The sequence below is a fragment of the Nocardia sp. NPDC127579 genome, from assembly GCF_042672005.1.
In the GTDB taxonomy this organism is placed as follows: domain Bacteria; phylum Actinomycetota; class Actinomycetes; order Mycobacteriales; family Mycobacteriaceae; genus Nocardia.
This window is the reverse complement of the sequence record NZ_JBHXVZ010000006.1, coordinates 45,371-64,131: the sequence shown is the minus strand read 5'-3', so window position 1 is coordinate 64,131 and position 18,761 is coordinate 45,371. Positions and strand designations below refer to the sequence as shown.

Annotated in this window: 16 protein-coding genes; 5 read left to right on the top strand and 11 right to left on the bottom strand. The window is 69.8% G+C overall.

What is annotated here, in order from left to right; translation table 11 throughout:
• Positions 1-20 precede the first annotated feature (20 nt).
• From ACFVMC_RS20890 to map, 3 genes are all read right to left on the bottom strand, one after another.
• On the bottom strand, positions 21-584 hold the full coding sequence (locus ACFVMC_RS20890) for an alpha/beta hydrolase (protein ID WP_379213238.1): 564 nt from the start codon (positions 582-584) through the stop codon (positions 21-23).
• A gap of 50 nt (positions 585-634) precedes the next feature.
• Positions 635-2,140 carry a cobyric acid synthase gene (locus ACFVMC_RS20885; protein WP_379213236.1) on the bottom strand — a complete coding sequence of 502 codons (1,506 nt, stop codon included), beginning with the start codon at positions 2,138-2,140 and terminating at the stop codon, positions 635-637.
• Between the two features lie 170 nt (positions 2,141-2,310).
• The gene (gene map / locus ACFVMC_RS20880) at positions 2,311-3,174 is read right to left on the bottom strand and encodes a type I methionyl aminopeptidase (RefSeq protein WP_379212569.1); all 864 of its coding nucleotides are present in this window, start codon (positions 3,172-3,174) and stop codon (positions 2,311-2,313) included.
• Positions 3,175-3,299: 125 nt separating this feature from the next.
• Between map and ACFVMC_RS20875 the strand changes: the two genes are divergently transcribed.
• The gene (locus ACFVMC_RS20875) at positions 3,300-4,310 is read left to right on the top strand and encodes an LLM class flavin-dependent oxidoreductase (protein ID WP_379212567.1); all 1,011 of its coding nucleotides are present in this window, start codon (positions 3,300-3,302) and stop codon (positions 4,308-4,310) included.
• Here ACFVMC_RS20875 and ACFVMC_RS20870 read toward each other — a convergent pair.
• The 7 genes from ACFVMC_RS20870 to ACFVMC_RS20840 form a co-directional block, all read right to left on the bottom strand.
• Complete coding sequence (locus tag ACFVMC_RS20870; protein WP_379212565.1) at positions 4,307-4,909, bottom strand: DUF4126 domain-containing protein; 603 nt, start codon at positions 4,907-4,909, stop codon at positions 4,307-4,309. The two genes, ACFVMC_RS20875 and ACFVMC_RS20870, sit on opposite strands and share 4 nt — an antisense overlap.
• Before the next feature lie 13 nt (positions 4,910-4,922).
• Positions 4,923-5,720 carry an ABC transporter permease gene (locus ACFVMC_RS20865; RefSeq protein WP_379212563.1) on the bottom strand — a complete coding sequence of 266 codons (798 nt, stop codon included), beginning with the start codon at positions 5,718-5,720 and terminating at the stop codon, positions 4,923-4,925.
• 2 nt (positions 5,721-5,722) lie between these two features.
• Entirely contained in the window at positions 5,723-6,571 is an 849-nt protein-coding gene (locus tag ACFVMC_RS20860; RefSeq protein WP_379213234.1) for a 2-aminoethylphosphonate ABC transporter permease subunit, read from the bottom strand.
• A 62-nt stretch (positions 6,572-6,633) separates the two neighbouring features.
• Positions 6,634-7,827: an ABC transporter ATP-binding protein gene (locus ACFVMC_RS20855; RefSeq protein WP_379212561.1), complete on the bottom strand. Its 1,194-nt coding sequence runs from the start codon at positions 7,825-7,827 to the stop codon at positions 6,634-6,636.
• Positions 7,828-7,858: 31 nt separating this feature from the next.
• Positions 7,859-8,917: a 2-aminoethylphosphonate ABC transporter substrate-binding protein gene (locus tag ACFVMC_RS20850; RefSeq protein WP_379212559.1), complete on the bottom strand. Its 1,059-nt coding sequence runs from the start codon at positions 8,915-8,917 to the stop codon at positions 7,859-7,861.
• A 53-nt stretch (positions 8,918-8,970) separates the two neighbouring features.
• Positions 8,971-9,660: a phosphonatase-like hydrolase gene (locus tag ACFVMC_RS20845; RefSeq protein ID WP_379212557.1), complete on the bottom strand. Its 690-nt coding sequence runs from the start codon at positions 9,658-9,660 to the stop codon at positions 8,971-8,973.
• A gap of 8 nt (positions 9,661-9,668) precedes the next feature.
• Positions 9,669-10,796, bottom strand: a complete 1,128-nt coding sequence (locus tag ACFVMC_RS20840; RefSeq protein WP_379212555.1) for a TIGR03364 family FAD-dependent oxidoreductase — start codon at positions 10,794-10,796, stop codon at positions 9,669-9,671.
• Between the two features lie 97 nt (positions 10,797-10,893).
• Between ACFVMC_RS20840 and ACFVMC_RS20835 the strand changes: the two genes are divergently transcribed.
• Positions 10,894-11,661 (top strand): GntR family transcriptional regulator, encoded by a 768-nt coding sequence (locus tag ACFVMC_RS20835; RefSeq protein ID WP_379212553.1) that lies wholly within the window; start codon positions 10,894-10,896, stop codon positions 11,659-11,661.
• Between the two features lie 283 nt (positions 11,662-11,944).
• Entirely contained in the window at positions 11,945-15,352 is a 3,408-nt protein-coding gene (locus ACFVMC_RS20830; RefSeq protein WP_379212551.1) for a hypothetical protein, read from the top strand.
• A 130-nt stretch (positions 15,353-15,482) separates the two neighbouring features.
• On the opposite strand, the gene ACFVMC_RS20825 is transcribed toward ACFVMC_RS20830, so the two are convergent.
• A complete protein-coding gene (locus ACFVMC_RS20825; protein WP_379213232.1) occupies positions 15,483-15,842 on the bottom strand; it encodes a DUF4254 domain-containing protein in 360 nt (119 codons plus the stop codon).
• 590 nt (positions 15,843-16,432) lie between these two features.
• Between ACFVMC_RS20825 and ACFVMC_RS20820 the strand changes: the two genes are divergently transcribed.
• Positions 16,433-17,767 (top strand): family 1 glycosylhydrolase, encoded by a 1,335-nt coding sequence (locus tag ACFVMC_RS20820; RefSeq protein ID WP_379212550.1) that lies wholly within the window; start codon positions 16,433-16,435, stop codon positions 17,765-17,767.
• A 129-nt stretch (positions 17,768-17,896) separates the two neighbouring features.
• The gene (locus ACFVMC_RS20815; RefSeq protein ID WP_379212548.1) at positions 17,897-18,757 is read left to right on the top strand and encodes a helix-turn-helix transcriptional regulator; all 861 of its coding nucleotides are present in this window, start codon (positions 17,897-17,899) and stop codon (positions 18,755-18,757) included.
• Positions 18,758-18,761 lie beyond the last annotated feature (4 nt).

The window sequence follows — 18,761 nt, the reverse complement described above, 5'->3', positions numbered from 1 at the left end:
GGATTACGGGAATCGGGCGGTTACCAGGGACTGGTGCGCAGCACGATCTCGGTGGCCAGTTCGTGGTCGGCTTCGGTGGCGACATTGTCGACGTCGACCTGCACCACCCGGAATTCACCGTAGATGTAGCGGCCGGAGGTCTCCGCGACCGCGCGCGGCAGTCGCTTGGTCGCGATCACGGTGACCGGGAGTTCCATCGGGCGGCAGCCGGCGTCGGCGATCGCGCCGTCCGGCCCCGCTACCGCCGGGTGACCGTGATCGGCCACGACCAGGCTGATGAACCGGCCGAAGGTGCCCGCGCACAGCTGCCAGGCCAGCAGCGCGCCCGCGCCGCGCCCGGCGACATGGGTGTAGGGCACGGCGAGTTCGTCGAGAATCGCGTGGATGGCCGCCGGATCCAGCCCCTCGATCGATTCCACCGTGAGGGTGCGCAGATCGGAGGTGTGCAGCCGGGCACACACCGCGTCGAACACCTCCGGCGGATCCCCGGCATCCGGCAACAACAGCACGCTGTGCCGAGACTCCGGGCCATCGACCCGCACGGTCCATTCCCGGTCCCCCACCGCGATACGCCGAGCTTCCATGCCGCTGAACGCTACACCGCTCACCTGAACACCTCAGCGCGTCGACTCGGTCAGCGGGTGGTGCTGAGCGTGGGAACGGCGGGAGCGCCGCCGGTGAGCAGGGCTTCGAGGGTGGGGACATCGAGGTGGTCCTCGATCAGGTCGGCCAGGAGGTCCAGTTGGGCGGTGCGGATGGCGGCTACCGAGGTGTCCTCGGCCGGGTGGAAGCCGGGGCGGGCGGCGGCGCGGGCGACCTCGCGGAGCCAGCTGCGGCGGAAGGCGTCGGATTCGAGCAGGCCGTGCAGGTGGGTGCCCCAGATCGCGCCGGTAGCACTGCCTTCGGGGGCGCCTTCGAGGTGCAGCCAGGCGGGATCGCCGGTGTGGGTGACGCGGCCGTGGTGAATTTCGTAGCCGCGCACCGGGATCGACCGATCTGCGGTGGCCCCGGTGGCCTGGCGCAGGACCTTCTCGGCGGCGAATTCGATCTCCAGATCGAGCAGGCCCAGGCCCTCGACCGCCCCCGCGCCGGATTCCACCGGGTCGACGATGCGGGTGGCGAGCATCTGATAGCCGCCGCAGATGCCGAGGATCGGGCGGCCCGCGGCCGCACGCAGGCGCAGCGCGTCGGCGATTCCGTTGCGGCGCAACCATTCCAGATCCGACACGGTGGCCTTGCTGCCGGGCAGCACGACCAGGTCGGCGTCGGCGAGGCGGGACGGCTCGGTGGCCCAGCGCACCGCGACGCCCGGCTCGCAGGCCAGGGCCTCGATATCGGTGGAGTTGGAGATCCGGGGCAGGCGGACGGCGGCGACGGTCAGCCATTCGTCGCCGCGCGGCGGGCGGGGCCGTCCGACGGGGGCGTCGGCGACGGTGCCGAGCGAGTCTTCGGCGTCGATCCAGAGGTCCTCGGCGTACGGGAGGACGCCGAGCGTGGGACGGCCGGTGAGTTCGGTGAGCCGGTCCAGACCGGGTTTCAACAGCTCGACATCCCCGCGGAACTTGTTCACGATGAACGCCGAGATCAGTTGCTGGTCTTCGGGTTCCAGCACCGCGACGGTGCCGAACAGGTGTGCCAGTACGCCGCCGCGATCGATATCGCCGACCACCACGACCGGCAGATTCGCCGCCCGGGCCAGCCCCATGTTCGCCAGATCGGTGGCACGCAGATTGATCTCCGCGGGCGAGCCCGCGCCCTCGCAGATCACCACGTCGAAGTCGGCGCGCAGCGAATTCAGCTCGGCGGCAACAACTTCGCGCAGTTCCCGCCGGTGCACGAAGTAGTCCCGGGCCCCCACGGTGGCAATCGCCTTGCCGCGCACCACGAGCTGGGAGCGCCGATCGCTACCCGGTTTCAGCAGAATCGGATTGAAGCGGACGCTGGGCTCGAGCCCGCACGCCCGGGCCTGTAGTGCCTGCGCCCGGCCGATCTCGCCGCCGTCGAGAGTGACCACGGAGTTGTTGGACATGTTCTGCGCCTTGAACGGCGCGACCCGCACCCCCCGCCGCGCCAGCATCCGGCAGATCCCGGCCACCACAACGCTTTTCCCGGCGTCGGAGGTGGTCCCGGCGACCAGCATCGCCCCCCGCGGGGTCACGGCGGGGTACGGATTTCCGCGCCGGTCGCGGTCACCACCCGAGGGCCCGAGCCTCGAACTGGGCTGCCCACTCGTCACGGCAAGGTGAGGATTTCCGCGCCGGTCGCGGTCACCACCCGAGGGCGTGAGCCTCGAACTGGGCCGTCCACTCGTCACGGCAAGGTGAGGATTTCCGCGCCGGTCGCGGTCACCACCAGGGTGTGCTCGAACTGGGCTGTCCACTTGCGGTCCTTGGTGACCACGGTCCAGCCGTCGTTCCAGATCTCGTAGTCGATGCCGCCGAGGTTGATCATCGGCTCGATGGTGAAGGTCATGCCCTCTTCGATGACCGTGTCGATGGCCGGCTGGTCGTAGTGCAGGATGACCAGGCCGCTGTGGAAGGTGGGGCCGACGCCGTGTCCGGTGAAGTCGCGCACCACGCCGTAGCCGAAGCGGTTGGCGTAGGACTCGATGACGCGCCCGATCACGTTCAGCGCGCGGCCGGGCCGCACGGCCTTGATGGCGCGCATGGTGGCTTCCTCGGTGCGCTCCACCAGCAACCGCACCTCTTCGTCGACATCGCCGGCGAGGTAGGTCCTGTTGGTGTCGCCGTGCACGCCGTCGATGTAGGCGGTGACATCGATATTGACGATGTCACCGTCCTCGATCACGGTGGAATCCGGGATGCCGTGGCAGATCACCTCGTTCAGCGAGGTGCAGCAGGACTTCGGAAATCCCTTGTAGCCCAGTGTCGACGGGTACGCGCCGTGGTCGCAGAGGTATTCGTGGGCGATCCGGTCCAGTTCGTCGGTGGTGACGCCGGGCGCGACCGCTTTGCCGGCCGCTTCGAGCGCCTGCGCCGCGATCTTGCTCGCGATCCGCATCTTCTCGATGGTTTCCGGCGTCTGCACCCAGGGCTCGCTGCCCTCGTTCACCGTTTTCTTCCACGCGTACTCGGGTCGTTCGATGGCGCGCGGCACCTCGCGGATGGGCGACTGTGTGCCGGGGACGAGGGGTTTGCGGGTACCGACTGCCATGGCGCAAGCCTATCGGGCCGGTGGCCGGTGCACCGGCCACCTCCCTCCCACCACCGCGGAATAGATACGGACTAAGGTCCGTTTAATCGGCAGAGCAACGACCACTCACAGACAGGGACACTGCCGTGGAATTGGGAATGACGACATTCGCCGAGGTCATGCCGGTCGGTGACCGGCCCGCACCCAGCGCCGGGCAGCGCCTGCGCGAGGTGGTCGAAGAAGCCGTGGCGACCGAGCGCGCGGGCTTGGACGTGTACGGCGTCGGCGAGCACCACCGCCAGGATTTCGCCGCGTCCGCGCCCGCCGTGGTGTTGGCGGCCATCGCGGCGCGCACCGAGCGCATCCAGCTGACCAGCGCGGTCACCGTGCTCAGTTCGGCCGACCCGGTTCGCGCGTATCAGGAGTTCGCCACCCTGGACGGCCTGTCGGGCGGCCGGGCCGAGTTGATGGCCGGACGTGGCTCGTTCACCGAGTCGTTCCCGCTGTTCGGCTACGACCTGTCCGATTACGACGAACTCTTCGAGGAGAAGCTGGCGCTGCTGCTGAAGATCCGCGACGACGGCCCGGTCAGCTGGTCGGGCAGGTTCCGCCCGGCGCTGCGCGACGCGATCGTCTATCCGCGGACCGACGACCGGCCGCTACCGGTCTGGATCGCGGTGGGCGGCAGCCCAGAATCGGTGATCCGCGCCGGACTGCTCGGCCTCCCGCTGGCCATTGCGATCATCGGCGGCCAGCCCGCCCGGTTCGGACCGCTGGTCGAGCTGTACCACCGGGCGCTGGCCGAGGGCGGCCACGAGAAGCAGCCGGTCGCGGTGCACGCGCACGGCTATATCGCCGAGTCCGACGCGGCGGCGGTCGCCGACTTCTACGAGCCGTACGCGGCGGCGATGAGCCAGATCGGGCGCGAGCGCGGCTGGGGTCCGATGACCCGCCAGCAGTTCGACGCGCTGCGCTCGCAGAGCGGGTCGCTGTTCGTCGGCACGCCCGACTATGTCGCCGAGAAGATCGCCGATGTCCGCGACACCCTCGGCCTGGACCGTTTCATGCTGCACACCAGCGTCGGCACGCTGCCGCACGAGCAGGTGCTCCGCACCATCGAACTGTTCGGCGAGAAGGTCGCCCCGCAGGTGCGCTAACTCGGTAATGCCCTGCCGCGCCGCGTTTCCCACCAGGTCCGCAGCCGCCGCCACGAGCGCCGGATGCGCTTGGCCGCGAACACGGCCAGCAGCACGCCGAGCACCAGCAGGACGGCGGCGATGATCGCCGCGGGCACAGGATGAAAGACCGCGAGCGTGATGACGCTCGCGACGCCGATGTCCTCGGCGACGCTGACGACGATATTGCTCGCCGGTTCCGGCGAGGTGTTGACGCCCATCCGCAGCCCGGCCTTCACCAGATGGCTGACCAGCGCCGTGGTCCCGCCGACCGCGGCCGCGGCCAGCTGCGGCAGCGAGCCGTCCGAACCGGCCAGCAGCGCGGCCACCACCGCGCCCGCGGCCGGGCGGATGACGGTGTGGATGGCGTCCCAGAACGAGTCGAAATACGGGATCTTGTCCGCGACCGCCTCGATCAGGAACAGCACGCCCGCCGCGATCAGCACATCGGTGCGCTGCAAGCCGGCCGGGACGTCGTCGGCCAGCCCCGTGACACCGAGCAGACCGAACAGCAGCACGACGGCGTAGGCGTTGATGCCGCTCGCCCAGCCGGCGGTGAAGATCAACGGGAGCGCGGACATTCGTCGATCCTAGTCACCGCAGGGCCGCGCGGCCCTTCAGCCGGCCGAGCAGTACCAGCGACACCAGGGTGACCGATACCAGCAGGCTGGTGCCGGCCGCGGCGGTGAAGATCTCGCCGCGGTCGGTCTGGCCGAAGATGGTCACCGGCAGGGTGCGCCAGGTGGCCGGGTAGACCATGATGGTCGCGCCGAGTTCGCCCATGGACAGCGCGATCGACAGTCCGGCCGCCGCGCCGAGGGCGGGCAGCAGCAGCGGCAGCGTCACCTGGCAGAGCACGCGGATCGGTCCGGCGCCCAGGGATTCGGCGGCTTGCCGGTAGCCCGGGTCCAGGCGGTCCAGCGCGGCCGAGACCGCGCTGAAGGCGTAGGCCAGCACCAGCACCGAATGCGCCAGGATGACAATCCATTTGGTGCCGCCGAGCAGCAGCGGACGTTCGTTGAACGCGATCAGTACGCCGAGGCCGATCGCGACCGAGGGCACCGCGACCGGCAGGTGGAACACCGCGTCGGTGAGACGACGACACCAGCCGGGCGCTTCGCGGGCCGCCAGCGCCGCCCAGGTGCCGAGCAGCAGCGCCACCGCACCCGCGATCAGCGCGGTCTGCAGACTGACCGCGAGACTCGCCGCGTCGTCGCCGGTCAACGCTTGACTGAAATTGGCCGGCCCGAGATTCGAGGGCAGTGGGCCGATCCAGCTGCCCGCCAGCGCCGCCGCGACCACGGTGGTGATCGGTGCCACGAACACCACCGTCAGCACCAGCCCGAAGACGGTGAGCACCACCGCTTTCCCGGTTCGGGTCCACACCAGCATGATCAGCGTCCTTTCCGGGAGATGAAGCGGGCGAACACGATCCGATACGCCGTGTACAGCGTGAGCGACAGCACCACCTGCACGGTGGCCAGCACCGCCGCACCGGGCAGGTCGAAGGTGACGATGCCCCGGGTGTAGATCATGGCGGGCAGCGTCAGCACGCCCTTGGCCCCGGTGAACAGGACGATCCCGAATTCGTTGAGCGTCAGCAGGAGTACGAGACTGCCGCCGGCCGCCAGCGCGGGCCAGGCTTCGGGCAGCACCACCTGCCGCAGCACCCGCCACGGGGAGGCCCCCAGGCTGGCCGCGACATCGAGTTGCTCCCTGGGCAATTGGGCGAACGCGGCCAGCAGCGGCCGCACCACGAACGGAGTGAAGAAGGTGACCTCGGCGGCGATCACACCCCACGGAGTGGTCAGGAAGTTCAGCAGCGGGGTGGTGCGCCCGGTGAGTTCGGCGATCAGCGCGTTGACCGCGCCCGCCGTCCCGTACAGGAAGGTGAAGGCCAGCGTCACCAGGAACGACGGCAACGTGAGCACCGTATCGATCAGCCTGCCCACCACCTGCGATCCCCGGAACGGGACGAAGGCGAGCACCACCGCCAGAAACGAACCGAGCACCAGGCAGCCCACCGTCGAGGCGATCGCGATGGACACGGTGCGCCACAGCGCATCTCGGAACGCCTCCGAGCCCAGCACCTGGCTCCAGACCGCCGTACCGCGCCCAGCGGGCGTCACTGTCGATTCGGCGAGTACTCGCGTGATCGGATACCCGGCGATGACCAGCACGATCAGTACCGGAGGCAGGGTCCACAGGACCGGCCGCCAGGCGCGCGGGGACCATGCGCTCATCCCGGCGTGCGAGTCGAGCCGATCCGTGGCAGCACCGGTCTGCGGTGAGCCGGTGCGCACGGTCATTCGCCCGCTCCGGATTCGCCCGTCCCAGCGCCCACTTCGGCGGGAATGAGCACTCCCGCCGGATCCGGAAAACGCACGCCGACGATCGAATCCGGCTCGGCGGCACGGTGTCCCGGCACCTCGGCGACGATCTCGTCCGGCAGGCCATCGACCGCCAGGTACAGGCGGGTGGCGGCGCCGCGCCAGACACTCGAGACCACCCGGGCGCGCAGTGCGTCTCGATCCGTGGTCGCGCCCATGATCAGCGTGTGCGGGCGAACGCACAGTAGTGCGTGCGCGTCGGGTACCCAATCAGCCTTGCCCACACCCGGTTTCGGCGCGGTGGCACGCAGCGTGTGTCGCCCGGCGGTGACCAGGGCCGCATCGCCGGAGATGTGGTTCACGGTGCAGGGCACCAGGTTCGCGCCGCCCAAGAAGGCGGCGGTGAAATCGCTGGGCGGGCGCTGCCACAGGTTCTCGGCGGTGTCGATGTCGACCAGTCGCGCGTCCCGCATGACCGCGATCCGATCGGCCAGCGCCAGCGCCTCGGCCTGGTCATGGGTGACATACAGCATCGCCGTGTCCGGCAGGGCTTTTCGCAGCTGCTGCAACTCGCCGAGCATGGATTGGCGTAGCTGCGCGTCCAGGGCAGCCAGCGGCTCGTCCAGCAGCAGCACCTTGGGCCGGATGGCCAGTGCCCGGGCGATGGCGACGCGCTGCTGCTGGCCACCGGACAGTTCGCGCGGCAGCCGTTTCGCGTACGCGCCCATACCGACCATCTCCAGCGCCTCGGTGACGCGCGCGCCGATCTCCTTGCGCGGCACCCGATGTGCCTTCAAGCCGAAGGCGACATTCCCGTGCACCGTCATATGCGGGAACAGCGCATACGACTGCACCACCACCCCGATTCCACGCGCGGCGGGTGAGAGGTCGGTGACCTCACGTCCGGCCAGCCGTACCGCGCCCGAGGTGGGCCGGACGAATCCGGCCAGCGCCTTGAGCGCGGTGGACTTGCCCGAGCCGCTCGGCCCCAGCAGGGCGACCGTCTCCCCGGCGGCGACGCGCAGGGTGAAATCGGCCAGGGCGACAGTGGATTTGCGCCCCGCGCCGTAGCGCACCCCCACCCGGTCGAACACGATCGCGGGTTCGACGACCGCGGATGTTCGGGTCGTGGACGTGGCGGCTTTCGTCCGCGCGTCACCGGCGTTCATGGGATCGGTCTCCTTCTGCTGGTCGCGCCGGTCAGCTGCCGGTGGCCTGCTGGTAGGCGGCGACGTCGGCGTCGAGTTCGGCGATCACCTTCGACCAGTCCGGATGCACCACCTCGACGCCCTGGATCAGCGACGCCGGGGTCGGACCGGTGCCGGTGGGGGTGACCTCGGCGAGGTCCTTGCGCGCCGACACCGCGTAGGCATCCGGCCCCAGGGTGGCCTGCACCTCCTTGCTGAGCAGGTACTCCATCAGCTTCTTGGCAGCGTCGGCGTGCGGCGCGCCCTTGGCCAGGCCCATGAAGTAGGGCAGCGAGACGGTGTGCTTCTTGCCGTCGGCCGAGGCCGGGAAGAAGATGGAGAACTTCGAGCCCTTGGACTTGATCGACTCCATGTTCATCTGGATATCGCCATTGGCGATCAGCAACTCACCCTTGTCCACTTTGGGCTGGAGCTTGCCGGTCGAGCTGGACGGCCCGACATTGTTGGCCTGCAACGCCTTCAGGTACTCGAGCGCGCCGTCCTTGCCGCGCAGGGCTTGGAGCAGGATCAGCACGGCGGTGCCGTCACCGGCCTGGCCGGGCGTCGAGTACTGCACCTTGCCCTTGTATTCCGGCTTCAGCAGGTCGTCCCAGGTCAGCTTGGACGAGTCGACGGTCGAGTTGGCGATGAAGTTGAGGTAGTTGCCCGCGAGGCTGACATACTTGCCCTTCGGGTCGCGCTCGGAGTCGGCGATGGCGGAGGTGTCCACGCCGATCGGCTGGAGCAGCCCGGCGGCGTCGGCCTTCTGGATGAACGGCGGCAACGTCACCACGACGTCGGCCTGCGGGTTGGACTGTTCCTTCTCCACCCGGTTGACCACCTCGCCGGAGCCCGCGGCCACCACATCGACCGAAATGCCGGTCTTGGCCTTGAACTTCTCGAACTGGGTCTTGTACCAGCCGTCGAGACCGTCGGCGGAGTAGACGGTCACGGTCTGCTCGCCGGACCCGCCGGATCCGGTGCCGCCGCAGGCCGCGGTCAGCGATACCGCGCAGACGGCGGCCAGGAGCAGGGCGGTCTTACTGAAGAGGCGCGTTGTGGAAGTACGCACGGTTGAACAACTTTCGCTTCGTCGAAGTAGGGGTCTCGAAGGGACGGGGACGGTCAGGAGTGCTCGGTGAGTACGAGTTCGGCGAACTCGGTGACGGAGGGCACCACGTGGGTGGCGCCCGCCGCACGCAGCCGCGCCTCGTCGTGCGCGCCGGTCAGGGTGCCCGCGACGATCCGCGCGCCGGCGGCCAGGCCGGTCGCGATATCGCTGGTGGTGTCGCCCAGCACGGCGACCCGGTCGACGGCGTCGACGCCGAGCCGCAGCAGCGCGGTCAGGACCAGATCGGGGTAGGGGCGGCCGCGCCCGGCGTCGGCGGGCGCGAGGGTGAGGTCGGCGATATCGGTCCAGTCCAGCGCGGTCAGCAGCCGGTCCCGGGTGCCGCGGCTGAAGCCGGTGGTGAGTGCGACCCGCACGCCCGCCGCCCGCAGCTTCCGCAATGCCGCCGCGGCGCCCGGGATCGGCGTGACCCCGACCTCCTCGATCAAGGCGTCGTAGGCGGCTTCGAAGGCGCGGTCGGCCTGCCGCGCGGTGTCCTCGTCATCGAACAGCGCACGGAAGACCACGATCTTCGACTGCCCCATGGTGTCGAGCACGTACTGCCGCGCCCGATCGCGCCGCGGGCCTTCGGTTTCCATGCCGACGGCGGTGGCGGCGGCGTCGAAAGCGCGCACCACGAGGCCGCCGTCGGCGACCGTGGTCCCGGCCATATCGAAGACGGCGAGCTGAATAGCGTTGTCCGACATCGTGTTCCTCACAGGTTCAGTAGGTCCGCGGTCTGCTCGCCGAGGGCGGGCCCGAGGGTCATGCCACGGCCGCCGGGGCCGGTGATCACCCAGACGTGCTCGGCCGCCTGCGCCCGGGTGACGATCACGTTCGGGTCGACCGACTGGCTGTACACCCCGGCCCAGCGCCGAATCACCTGCGGCAGTTCGCGTCCCAGCAGTTCCTCGGTGACCTGGGTGAGGTGCTCGTAGGGCGCCTCGTCCACGTCGAAGGCGAACGGCTCGGTGTACTCGTGGGTGTCGCCGATGGTGAGTCCGCCGTGCAGGCGCTGCACACAGAGCAACTGCATCTTGTGCTCGGCGGCGGTGGCGCTCTGTGATTGTTCGGCGTTGAGCGCGTCCACCTCCGGCCCGGCGAAACCGGGGTAGTAGCGGAAGCTGTCACCGTCGGCGATGGCGGTGGTGAGCGGTTCGCCCAGCGGCGCGGTCTGCATCATCTGGAGCCGGACCCGGCGGACGGGGAGGTCGCCGACGAGCTCACGAGTCAGTCCGGTGTGCGCGGCACCGGGGCAGTCCAGCACCAGATCGGCGTCGAAGGTGCGCCCGCGATCATCGAGAACCGTTGCGCCGGAACCGGTATCGGCGACGGCGCGGGCTTCGGTGTGCGCGTGGAAGGTGTAGCGTCCGGTGGCGGTCAGATAGGCGCGCAGCGCGGGCAGCGCCTGCCGGGACTCCACCGCGGCGTCGGTCGAGCAGTGCAGACCGGCCAGGAACTTGCCGCGCAACGCCGGGTTCAGAGCGCGAACCCGCTCGGAGTCGAGCAGTTCGAAGCCACGGGCCCCGGCGCTCGGGTGCGCCGCGGCCGCCTCGGCGACGGCCAATTCCTCCGGGGTGCGCACAAGAGTCAGTGACCCGGCCGGGCGAAATCCGACCCCGGGCACCTTGCCGCCGATCTCCTCCCACAGCTGCCGGGAGCGCAGAGTCAGGTCGAGTTCGTCGGCCGAGCGGCCCGAGACCCACACCAATCCGAAGTTGCGCACGGTCGCGCCGCGCGCTTCCGGCTCCCGCTCCAGCTGTACGACCTCGTGGCCGCGGCCGATCGCGGCGAGCGCGTGGGCGGTGCCGAGGATTCCACCTCCGATGATGACCAATCGCATGGAAACCATGGTGATCAATGGTCTAGACCAACGGGTGTTTCCCATGCGAACACCGGGTTAACAATTGGTATAGACCAATGCCGGGTAGGCTGGCGGCATGGAAGCAACCGAGTCGATGGGGGCCGCGGCGGCCGAAATACCCGGTCGGAGCAGGGATTCCGCACTCGCGGGGCGTCAGCTGAAGTCCTATGTGGTGCGCACCGAATTGGAGCGCATCCTCGCCGAACTCGAGGAGGGCGATCCGGTTCCCTCCGAACGCGACCTCGCCGTCCGCTTCGAGGTGGCCCGCGAGACCGTCCGGCAGGCCCTGCGCGACCTGTTGGTCGAGGGGCGGATCCGGCGGCAGGGACGCGGCACCGTGGTCTCCCGCCCGAAGATGGTGCAACCCCTGTCGCTGCGCTCCTACACCGAGGGCGCGATCAGCCTCGGCCGCGTCCCGGGCCGAGTCGTGGTGAGCTTCAACGATGTCCCGGCCGACGCCGACACCGCCGCCGCGCTGGACCTCGCGCCGGGCACCCTGGTGATGCACCTGGAACGCGTCCTGCTCGCCGACGGCGAGCGGATCGGCTTGGAGAGCACCTATCTCCCCCGCGACCGCTTCGCCGGACTGCGCGCCGGATATGACCCCACCACCTCCCTGTACGCGGCGGTCCGCGCCACCGGCGTGGTCTACACCGCGGCCACCGAACGCATCGAAACCGTCCTCGCCTCCCCACGCGAGGCCGGCCTGCTGGAATGCACCACCGCCCTGCCGCTGCTCCTGCTGCACCGGCGCAGTGTCGATCAGGACGGCGCGCCGATCGAACGGGTGCGCGCCCTCTACCGCGGCGACCGCATCGCCTTCGAAGCCCGGCTCGGCGGCTGATCCGCGTTCGACGAGACGGGCCGCCCGCCAGGACAGGGCCGCGTGCTCTGCGTGACGGAGCCGCCCGGAGCAGCGAGACCGCTCTGGATGTCGCAGCCGCACAGCACAACGCAGCCGCCCGGAGCACCGAGACCTCCCGACCGATGGTCGACCCGCACAGGGAATCCGGCGGGCCCGAAATCTCGAATGCGGCGCGGAACCGGTTCACCTAGCATCGCAACGATGTTCGAGGCCGTCGAATCCGTAGAGCGGGACGCGGTCACACTCGATGAAGGGGGTTTGCGTGGCCAGCACCGCGACAAAACTGCTGAAGGAGATCGAGCCGCTCGCGGCGCCCGCGCGTCAGCACGCGGTCGCGGTCTGCGCGCTGCGGTTGCGCGGCACCGCCGAGCTGACCGGCCTCCTGGCCGAACTCGCCGCGGGGGGCCATTACGAGCGGCTGCTGGCGGGTCGGATGGCGACCGTCGCGAACGAATCGGACTTCCTGCTGCGCCAGCTCGATTCGCCGGCCCCCGAGCTGGCGGCGCGGGCGGTGCACGCGCTGGTGCGCGCCCGAATCGAACCGGACGCCCTGCTCGATCGGCTGCCGCGGATGTCGCACCGCACGCGGCGCGCGCTGTACCGCGCGCTCGGCCGGACCGGCCGCGGCTACACCGCCGACCCGCTGCTGCCGGTGATCCGTCGCCATTTCGGTGACGCGGAGGCGGCTCGAATCCTGGCGTACTGCACCGAATCGACGGTCGCCGAGTATTTGCCCGAACTCGATTACGCCGTGCCGGACTGGGCCGCGCTCGGCCACAGGCACCTCGATGTCGTGCTCGCCTATGCCGAGGAAAAAGCCGACATCGCGGGCGAATCCGACTGGTGGGAGCTGTGGCCGCGGGTCGGCGCGTGCGCCCGCGCCGCGGCCGAACATCAGCCGGATCGATTGCTGGCACTGGCCCGGCGGGCCGTGGAATTCACCTCTGTCCAGCAACTTCGGCCGGTCGCCGGGCAGCTGGCCCGGCACGATCCGGCGGCGGTGCAGGCGCTCGTGCTGCACTCGTCCGGCCGCGGCGCGGAGCTGACCGGGCAGGCGCTGTGGGTGGCACTGCGCGAGCTGCCCGATGAGCGGCTGATCGCCCTCGGATCTGTCTACCCCCATTACCACCGCACCCGCTTTCTGCGGGCACTGGCGCCCGCGCGCCGCGCGGTCGTGGTGCGCGCCGTCTGGGCGCGCCCGGGCATCGATCCCGGCGATATCGACGCGACCCTGCTCGATCTGCTCCCCCGCCCGGCGCGCGCCGAGCTGGCCCGGGAGCTGCTGGCCCGGCCCGGCGGCTCCGAGGTGCGTGCGGTGCGTGAGCGCCTCACCGCGCGCCTGTTCTGGCCCGACGCCGAACCCGTTCTGGCCCAGGCCATTCGCCGCCCCACCGCCGACGAGCGGGCCACCGCGTATCCACTGCTGATCGCGGCCGCGTTCGGAGCCCGGGATCCGGAGGTGCTCGGCGACCTGCTCGATACCCTGCGCCGCCTGCGCAACGAACAGGATCCGGTGCGCGCCCAGGCTTTCCAAGCCTTGACCGCGATGCCGCCGACGCTGCTGCGTCCCGACCATCTGCCCGCACTCGAGCAGATCTGCGCCGACGCGCTCGAGGCGCGCGACCGCTCGTACAGCACCACCGCCGCCGTCGCGACGCTGGCCCGGCTGCTGCTCCTGCGCGCCGCCACCTCTACGACGGGCGCTGCCGCCGCCACAACCAGTGCCGCCACCTCCACAACCAGCGCCGCCACCTCCATGGCTGGCACCACCACCACGACCGGTGCCGCCGCCCGCACGACCGGTGGGTTCGCCGCGACCGCCCTGCGTCTGCTGGAACTCCTTGCCGCACAGACCACCCGGGTGCCGCTGGGCCGGATCCACGAGAACCTGCCGCGCGGCGCCGAGCGACACCTGTTCGAGGCCCTGCGCCCCCGGCTGGACAACGACGGCGCCCGCGACGAGTGGGAGCTCGCCCTCGACCTCGCCGCCGGTCTGGACAAACGCGCCCGGAATCTACCCGATCTGCATCGAATGGTGCTGCGCGCCTGCGGCGCCCGGAGCGACTCCACGGTGCGACGCGCCGTCGACCTGGCCCTCGCGGACCCGGCGACCCGGGACGACGCCCTGAACGCCCTGGTGAAACGCGACCGCTCGCTGATCACCCTGCCGCCGGTGCAGCGGCTGATCGGCCTGCGGCGCACCGACCTGCTCGATTCGCTGCTCGGCGCGGCGACACCGGGCCGGTTCCTGTCCGCGAAAGTGCGCTTCGTTCCCAGTTTCCCAGGCGGATTCGGCAGCTGGACTCCCGCTCAGGTCGAGCAGTACGCCCGGCTGCTGAGCGCGCACGCCGACCACCGCAAGTCCTCGCTGTGGGAATCGAGGTGGGCGGTACGGCAATTGGGCCGCCTGCCCGGCGGGTTCGATCGACTGGCCGGATACACCGCGGACCAGCGGCTTTCGGTGGCCGAGGCGGCGCTCACGGCGCTCGGCGAGTGCGCGGATCCCGAGCGCGCGCTCGGCCTGCTGGCCGGACAGGTCGATTCCGACCGGGCCCGGGTCGCGGTGAGCAGCATGGCTACCTGTGCGAAAGGCATTGCGCCGGACCGGCTCACGAGCACCACGGCGGCGCTGCTCGCCTCACCCAAGATCACCGCGAAGAAGGAGGGCGTCCGCCTGCTCGCCGAACTGCACGCCCCGGAGGCGATGGACGTCATCGGGGAGGTGTGGCGCACGCCGGGCCAGCACCGCGATGTGCGGCGCGCCGCGGTCTTCGCGTGCCGCTTCCTGCTGGATCGAGACGCCGCGTGGGCGGTGCTGTCGCAGGCCGCGGCCGACCCGGAGGTGGCGAGCGAACTGTCGGGGTACGCCCCGCGCCTGCTGCCGATCCAGCAACGGCGCCGCATGGCGGGTCTGCTACTCGGCCTGGCACACAACACCGACGAACAGCTGGCGTCCCAGGCGATTTCGCTGCTACCGCTCTGGAGTCGGTGGAGCCCGCCCGAAGCCGGTGCGCAGCTGGCGCGCCGGATCTGCGATCTGAGCGAACTCGGCGTGTGGCGGGGCGCGGTTGCGGCACTGGTGGCCCACACCACGACCACCGGGGATGTGACGGCGCTCGCGGAGGCGGTTCGGCAACTCCTCGCGGCAGAAGACATCGAGCTACCGGGCCGCGACCTCCCGGCGCGACAGCGCCTGTCCGCCTTGGTGACTCAGGTCCAGGCAGTTGCTCGCCGGTCGGCAGCGGGGCGCACCGCGGCGATGTCGATCGCCGTCACACTGGGCACCGCGCCGCTATGGCGACAGGCAGCCATCGATCTGCATCTGGCCGGAATCCGTTGGCACGCACCAGAATCCGCGATCGAAGCGATCCGGCGCGCAGCCGAGCTGGCCGACGGCCTACTGATCTGCCGACCTGCGCGACACTTGGAGCAGGCGCTCTCGACCGCCACGTTGCGTGCCAGCAACCCGGCCACCATGTGGACCATCGCGAACGAGCTGAGTAGCCACGTCGATCTGCCGACCGCCTACGCGGCGGTCACCCTGATCACCCTGTGCGGCAATCATTTCGGCTGGACCGAACCATGGGTGGAATTACTTCGAAGAATGCGTGCACACGACAAGATCGATATTCGCGCGGCGGCCTCCGCCGAATTCACAATTGCGGAATGACCCGGCGGGCGTGCCGCGCCAGTCGACTACGCGGCACGCCGGGCAGGGCGCCCCGTTGCGCCCGCCGTCACGGCCGGTGGCATTCGCTGGAATGCCACCCTCTCGGCACGCGAATCGCGGTGCTGCCGAGTCACTGTTCCGGCAACCGACGCCGCCCGCCGGCCACGTCGGTTACCAGATCAGTGTAGCCGTCGACGAGTTCGGCGAGGTGGTACCAGTGTTTATGGGTGTTGTCGCTGCGCGGACCGTCCGCGTCGATCGCCTGATTGGCATCGACCCAGCTCTGCGCCATGCGATCGACCACCGCGCCTAGGCTTTCGGTGTGCAGCGACGCGCCGTTGCGGTGCTGCGGCACCTCCGCCGCCACCCAGTCGTTGATGTCGTCGACGAGTTCGCCTCGACGGCAATCTATTTCGGCGACCAGAAACGCATCGCGCACTTCACTGCGGCGGGCGTGCAGTTCCGCCAGCGCGTGTGCGGAACGCAGCAGCTCGCGATCCAGGAAGCGCCGCCCCTGGAATGCGCACAACAATTGCGGTGCGGTGGGGAGCGCGCCCACCGTGGGCGCGCTCATTTCGCCACCTCAAAATCACCCGACACCAACACTCTATGTACCAACATGATTGGCTCTCGATTCGGTTATCCGATGTCGCGGATTGGTAGTTTCAACTAATACGCTAGCTGGATCATGCTCCCGGCGGGGGCAGAACGCAAGAGTGCGTCTTCAATCCTGCAACGCGAGTGTGCTTACATCTGCGATCGCAGCAACTCTCAAGCGCCACAGCCCATTCGGATGCCGATCGGTAACCAGCAGGCATACCGTCCGGTCCGTCTCGAGCCGGGCCGACCAGCGCCGACGGACCGCGACGACAAACTCCCGGACGGGCGCGGCACGGGCGCACACCGGGCCGCGCGACCGCCCACGGCCCGGGCGAGCAACCATCGGGTTCCGCACGGCCCACGCCGCCGCGCCCCATTCGGCGGCGTCCATCCGCGACACCCACCACCTCCCCCGGATTCAGCAAATATTCAGCTACGATCCGGTTCGGTACCACCGTCCCGACCGGAGATCGGAGTGCGATGCGCGCGCGACTGCACCGTCTGGCCCTGGCGGGATTGACCGTGGCCGCCGCCCTGTTCCCCGACGCCGCCGCACTCGCCACCCCCGCGGCATCGGCGGTCGGCGCCGACGGCGGGCTCGGCGCCGACTTCCTGTGGGGCGTGGCGGCATCCGGCTCGCAATCGGAGGGCCACGCCCCGGACTCGAACTGGACCCGCTACATCGCGGCCAACCCGGGCTGGGACGCCTACGAGAACGCGGTCGACTTCCACACCCGCTACGCGCAGGACATAGCCCTTGCCGCCGGGCTCGGCGCCAAGGTCTTCCGCGTGGGCATCGAATGGGCGCGGGTCCAGCCGACCCCCGAGACCTGGGACGAGAACGCCTTCGCCTTCTACGAAGCGGTCGTCGACACCATCCTCGACGCGGGCATGCACCCCATGCTCACCCTGGACCACTGGGTCTACCCCGGCTGGGTCGCCGACCAGGGCGGCTGGAACAACCCCGGCATCGTCGAACAGTGGCTGGCCAGCGCACGCATGGTGGTCGATCGCTTCGCCGACCGGAAACCGGTGTGGGTCACCATCAACGAGCCGGTCGCCTACATCATGCACGAGGTGCGCCAGAACGCGACCGACGCCGCCGCCATGCTCGATCGGGTCACCCAGGCGCACAACGAGATCTACGACTACATCCACCGCGTCCAGCCCGACGCCATGGTCACCAGCAATGTCGGCTACGTCGCGGGCGCCGAGGCCGAGGTCAACGGGCCGCTCATCGACCGCATCCGCGACCGGCTCGACTTCATCGGCATCGACTACTACTTCGGCCTCGAGGATCCCGGCTCCGACGCCATGGCCGCCGCCTCCGACGGATCCGCCGCACCGCCGATCGGCATGTGGAACCTGCCGATCCGCCCGGAGGGCATCTACTTCGCGCTCCAGCACTACGCCCGCCAGTTCCCGGACAAGCAGCTGTGGATCGTGGAGAACGGCATGCCCACCGAGGAGGGCATGCCGCGCGCCGACGGCTACACCCGCTCCGCGCACCTGCGCGACACGGTCTACTGGCTGCAACGGGCCAGGGCCGACGGGATCCGGATCATGGGCTACAACTACTGGTCCATTACCGACAACTACGAATGGGGTTCCTACACACCACGATTCGGCCTCTACACGGTCGACGTGCGCACCGACCCCGGCCTGACCCGCCGTCCCACCGACGCCGTGGACACCTACCGCCGGATCATCGCCACCGGCGGCGTGCCCGCCGCCTACCGGCCCACCCGCGGGCCCTCGGACTGCGCACTGGTCGACCCGCCCGCCAGCTGCGACCAACCCGTCACCGTGCCGTAGCGGCGGAGTACGCTCTGCCGATATTCGCCCAATTCCCGTGTGGATCTGCTGCACTGGAGGGGCCCTTACGGTCGCACGAACGCACGGGGGTGCGTTCCCAGCAGTGCGCACGGCGAAAGGATTGTCGACATGGCGGGCAAGCGCACCGTTCTCACCGCGGGCCTGCGACGACTGGCCGCGTTGCTGTTCGAGATGCGCGAAGGCGTGAATCTCAGCAAAGAAGAGGTCAGCGGTAAGACCGGAATCAACGTCACCACGCTGTACCGCATCGAGGCGGCACAGGCCCGCCCGCAGCGGCGCACCCTGATGACGCTGCTCGATCTGTACAGCGTGGATCCGGAGCGCCGCAAGTACGCGCTGGATCTGCTGACCGACGCGCAGAAACCCGGCATGTCGCGGCCCTGGGAGGGCAACCTCACCGAGGTCTACGCCGCGTACATCAACTTCGAATCCGAGGCGCTCTCGGCACGGCACTACCAGACCTCCTTCATCCCCGGCCTTCTACAAACCGAGCAGTACGCGATGGCGGTCCTCGACACCAGCATGCCCAAGGTCGAGGCCGCCGTCATGGAAAGCCGCGCCCAGGCGCGCATGGAACGCGCGCGGGTCCTCAGCAAGGACGACCCGCTCGAACTGTGGGTGGTACTCGACGAAGCCGCCATCAGCCGCGTGGTCGGCGGCCCGGGTGTCATGCGCGGCCAGTTGGAGAAGCTGCTCGAGGAGAGCAAGCGCAAGAACGTGATCCTGCAGATCCTCCCGTTCGACGCGGGCGCGCACCCGGGTATGGCCGGCTCCTTCACCCTGGTCGACTTCCCCAAGCCCGACGATCCGGAACTGGTGTACGTCGAAGGCATCGCCGGCGACGAACTCATCGAGGGCCACGCCGAGATCCGGCGCTTCGGCGTCATCTTCGACCAACTGCGCGCCATGGCGCTGAGCCCGCGCGACTCCTCGGTGCTCATCCGGCAGATCGCCGACCGGATGCAGTAGCGAC

Coding starts and splice junctions, on each gene's coding strand:
- ACFVMC_RS20885 (WP_379213236.1), bottom strand. CDS start 2,140: ATGCTGGTCGCCGGGACCACCTCCGACGCCGGGAAAAGCGTTGTGGTG.
- ACFVMC_RS20815 (WP_379212548.1), top strand. CDS start 17,897: ATGGCGGGCAAGCGCACCGTTCTCACCGCGGGCCTGCGACGACTGGCC.
- ACFVMC_RS20870 (WP_379212565.1), bottom strand. CDS start 4,909: ATGTCCGCGCTCCCGTTGATCTTCACCGCCGGCTGGGCGAGCGGCATC.
- ACFVMC_RS20820 (WP_379212550.1), top strand. CDS start 16,433: ATGCGCGCGCGACTGCACCGTCTGGCCCTGGCGGGATTGACCGTGGCC.
- ACFVMC_RS20835 (WP_379212553.1), top strand. CDS start 10,894: ATGGAAGCAACCGAGTCGATGGGGGCCGCGGCGGCCGAAATACCCGGT.
- ACFVMC_RS20840 (WP_379212555.1), bottom strand. CDS start 10,796: ATGCGATTGGTCATCATCGGAGGTGGAATCCTCGGCACCGCCCACGCG.
- ACFVMC_RS20860 (WP_379213234.1), bottom strand. CDS start 6,571: ATGAGCGCATGGTCCCCGCGCGCCTGGCGGCCGGTCCTGTGGACCCTG.
- ACFVMC_RS20855 (WP_379212561.1), bottom strand. CDS start 7,827: ATGAACGCCGGTGACGCGCGGACGAAAGCCGCCACGTCCACGACCCGA.
- ACFVMC_RS20890 (WP_379213238.1), bottom strand. CDS start 584: ATGGAAGCTCGGCGTATCGCGGTGGGGGACCGGGAATGGACCGTGCGG.
- ACFVMC_RS20845 (WP_379212557.1), bottom strand. CDS start 9,660: ATGTCGGACAACGCTATTCAGCTCGCCGTCTTCGATATGGCCGGGACC.
- ACFVMC_RS20865 (WP_379212563.1), bottom strand. CDS start 5,720: ATGCTGGTGTGGACCCGAACCGGGAAAGCGGTGGTGCTCACCGTCTTC.
- map (WP_379212569.1), bottom strand. CDS start 3,174: ATGGCAGTCGGTACCCGCAAACCCCTCGTCCCCGGCACACAGTCGCCC.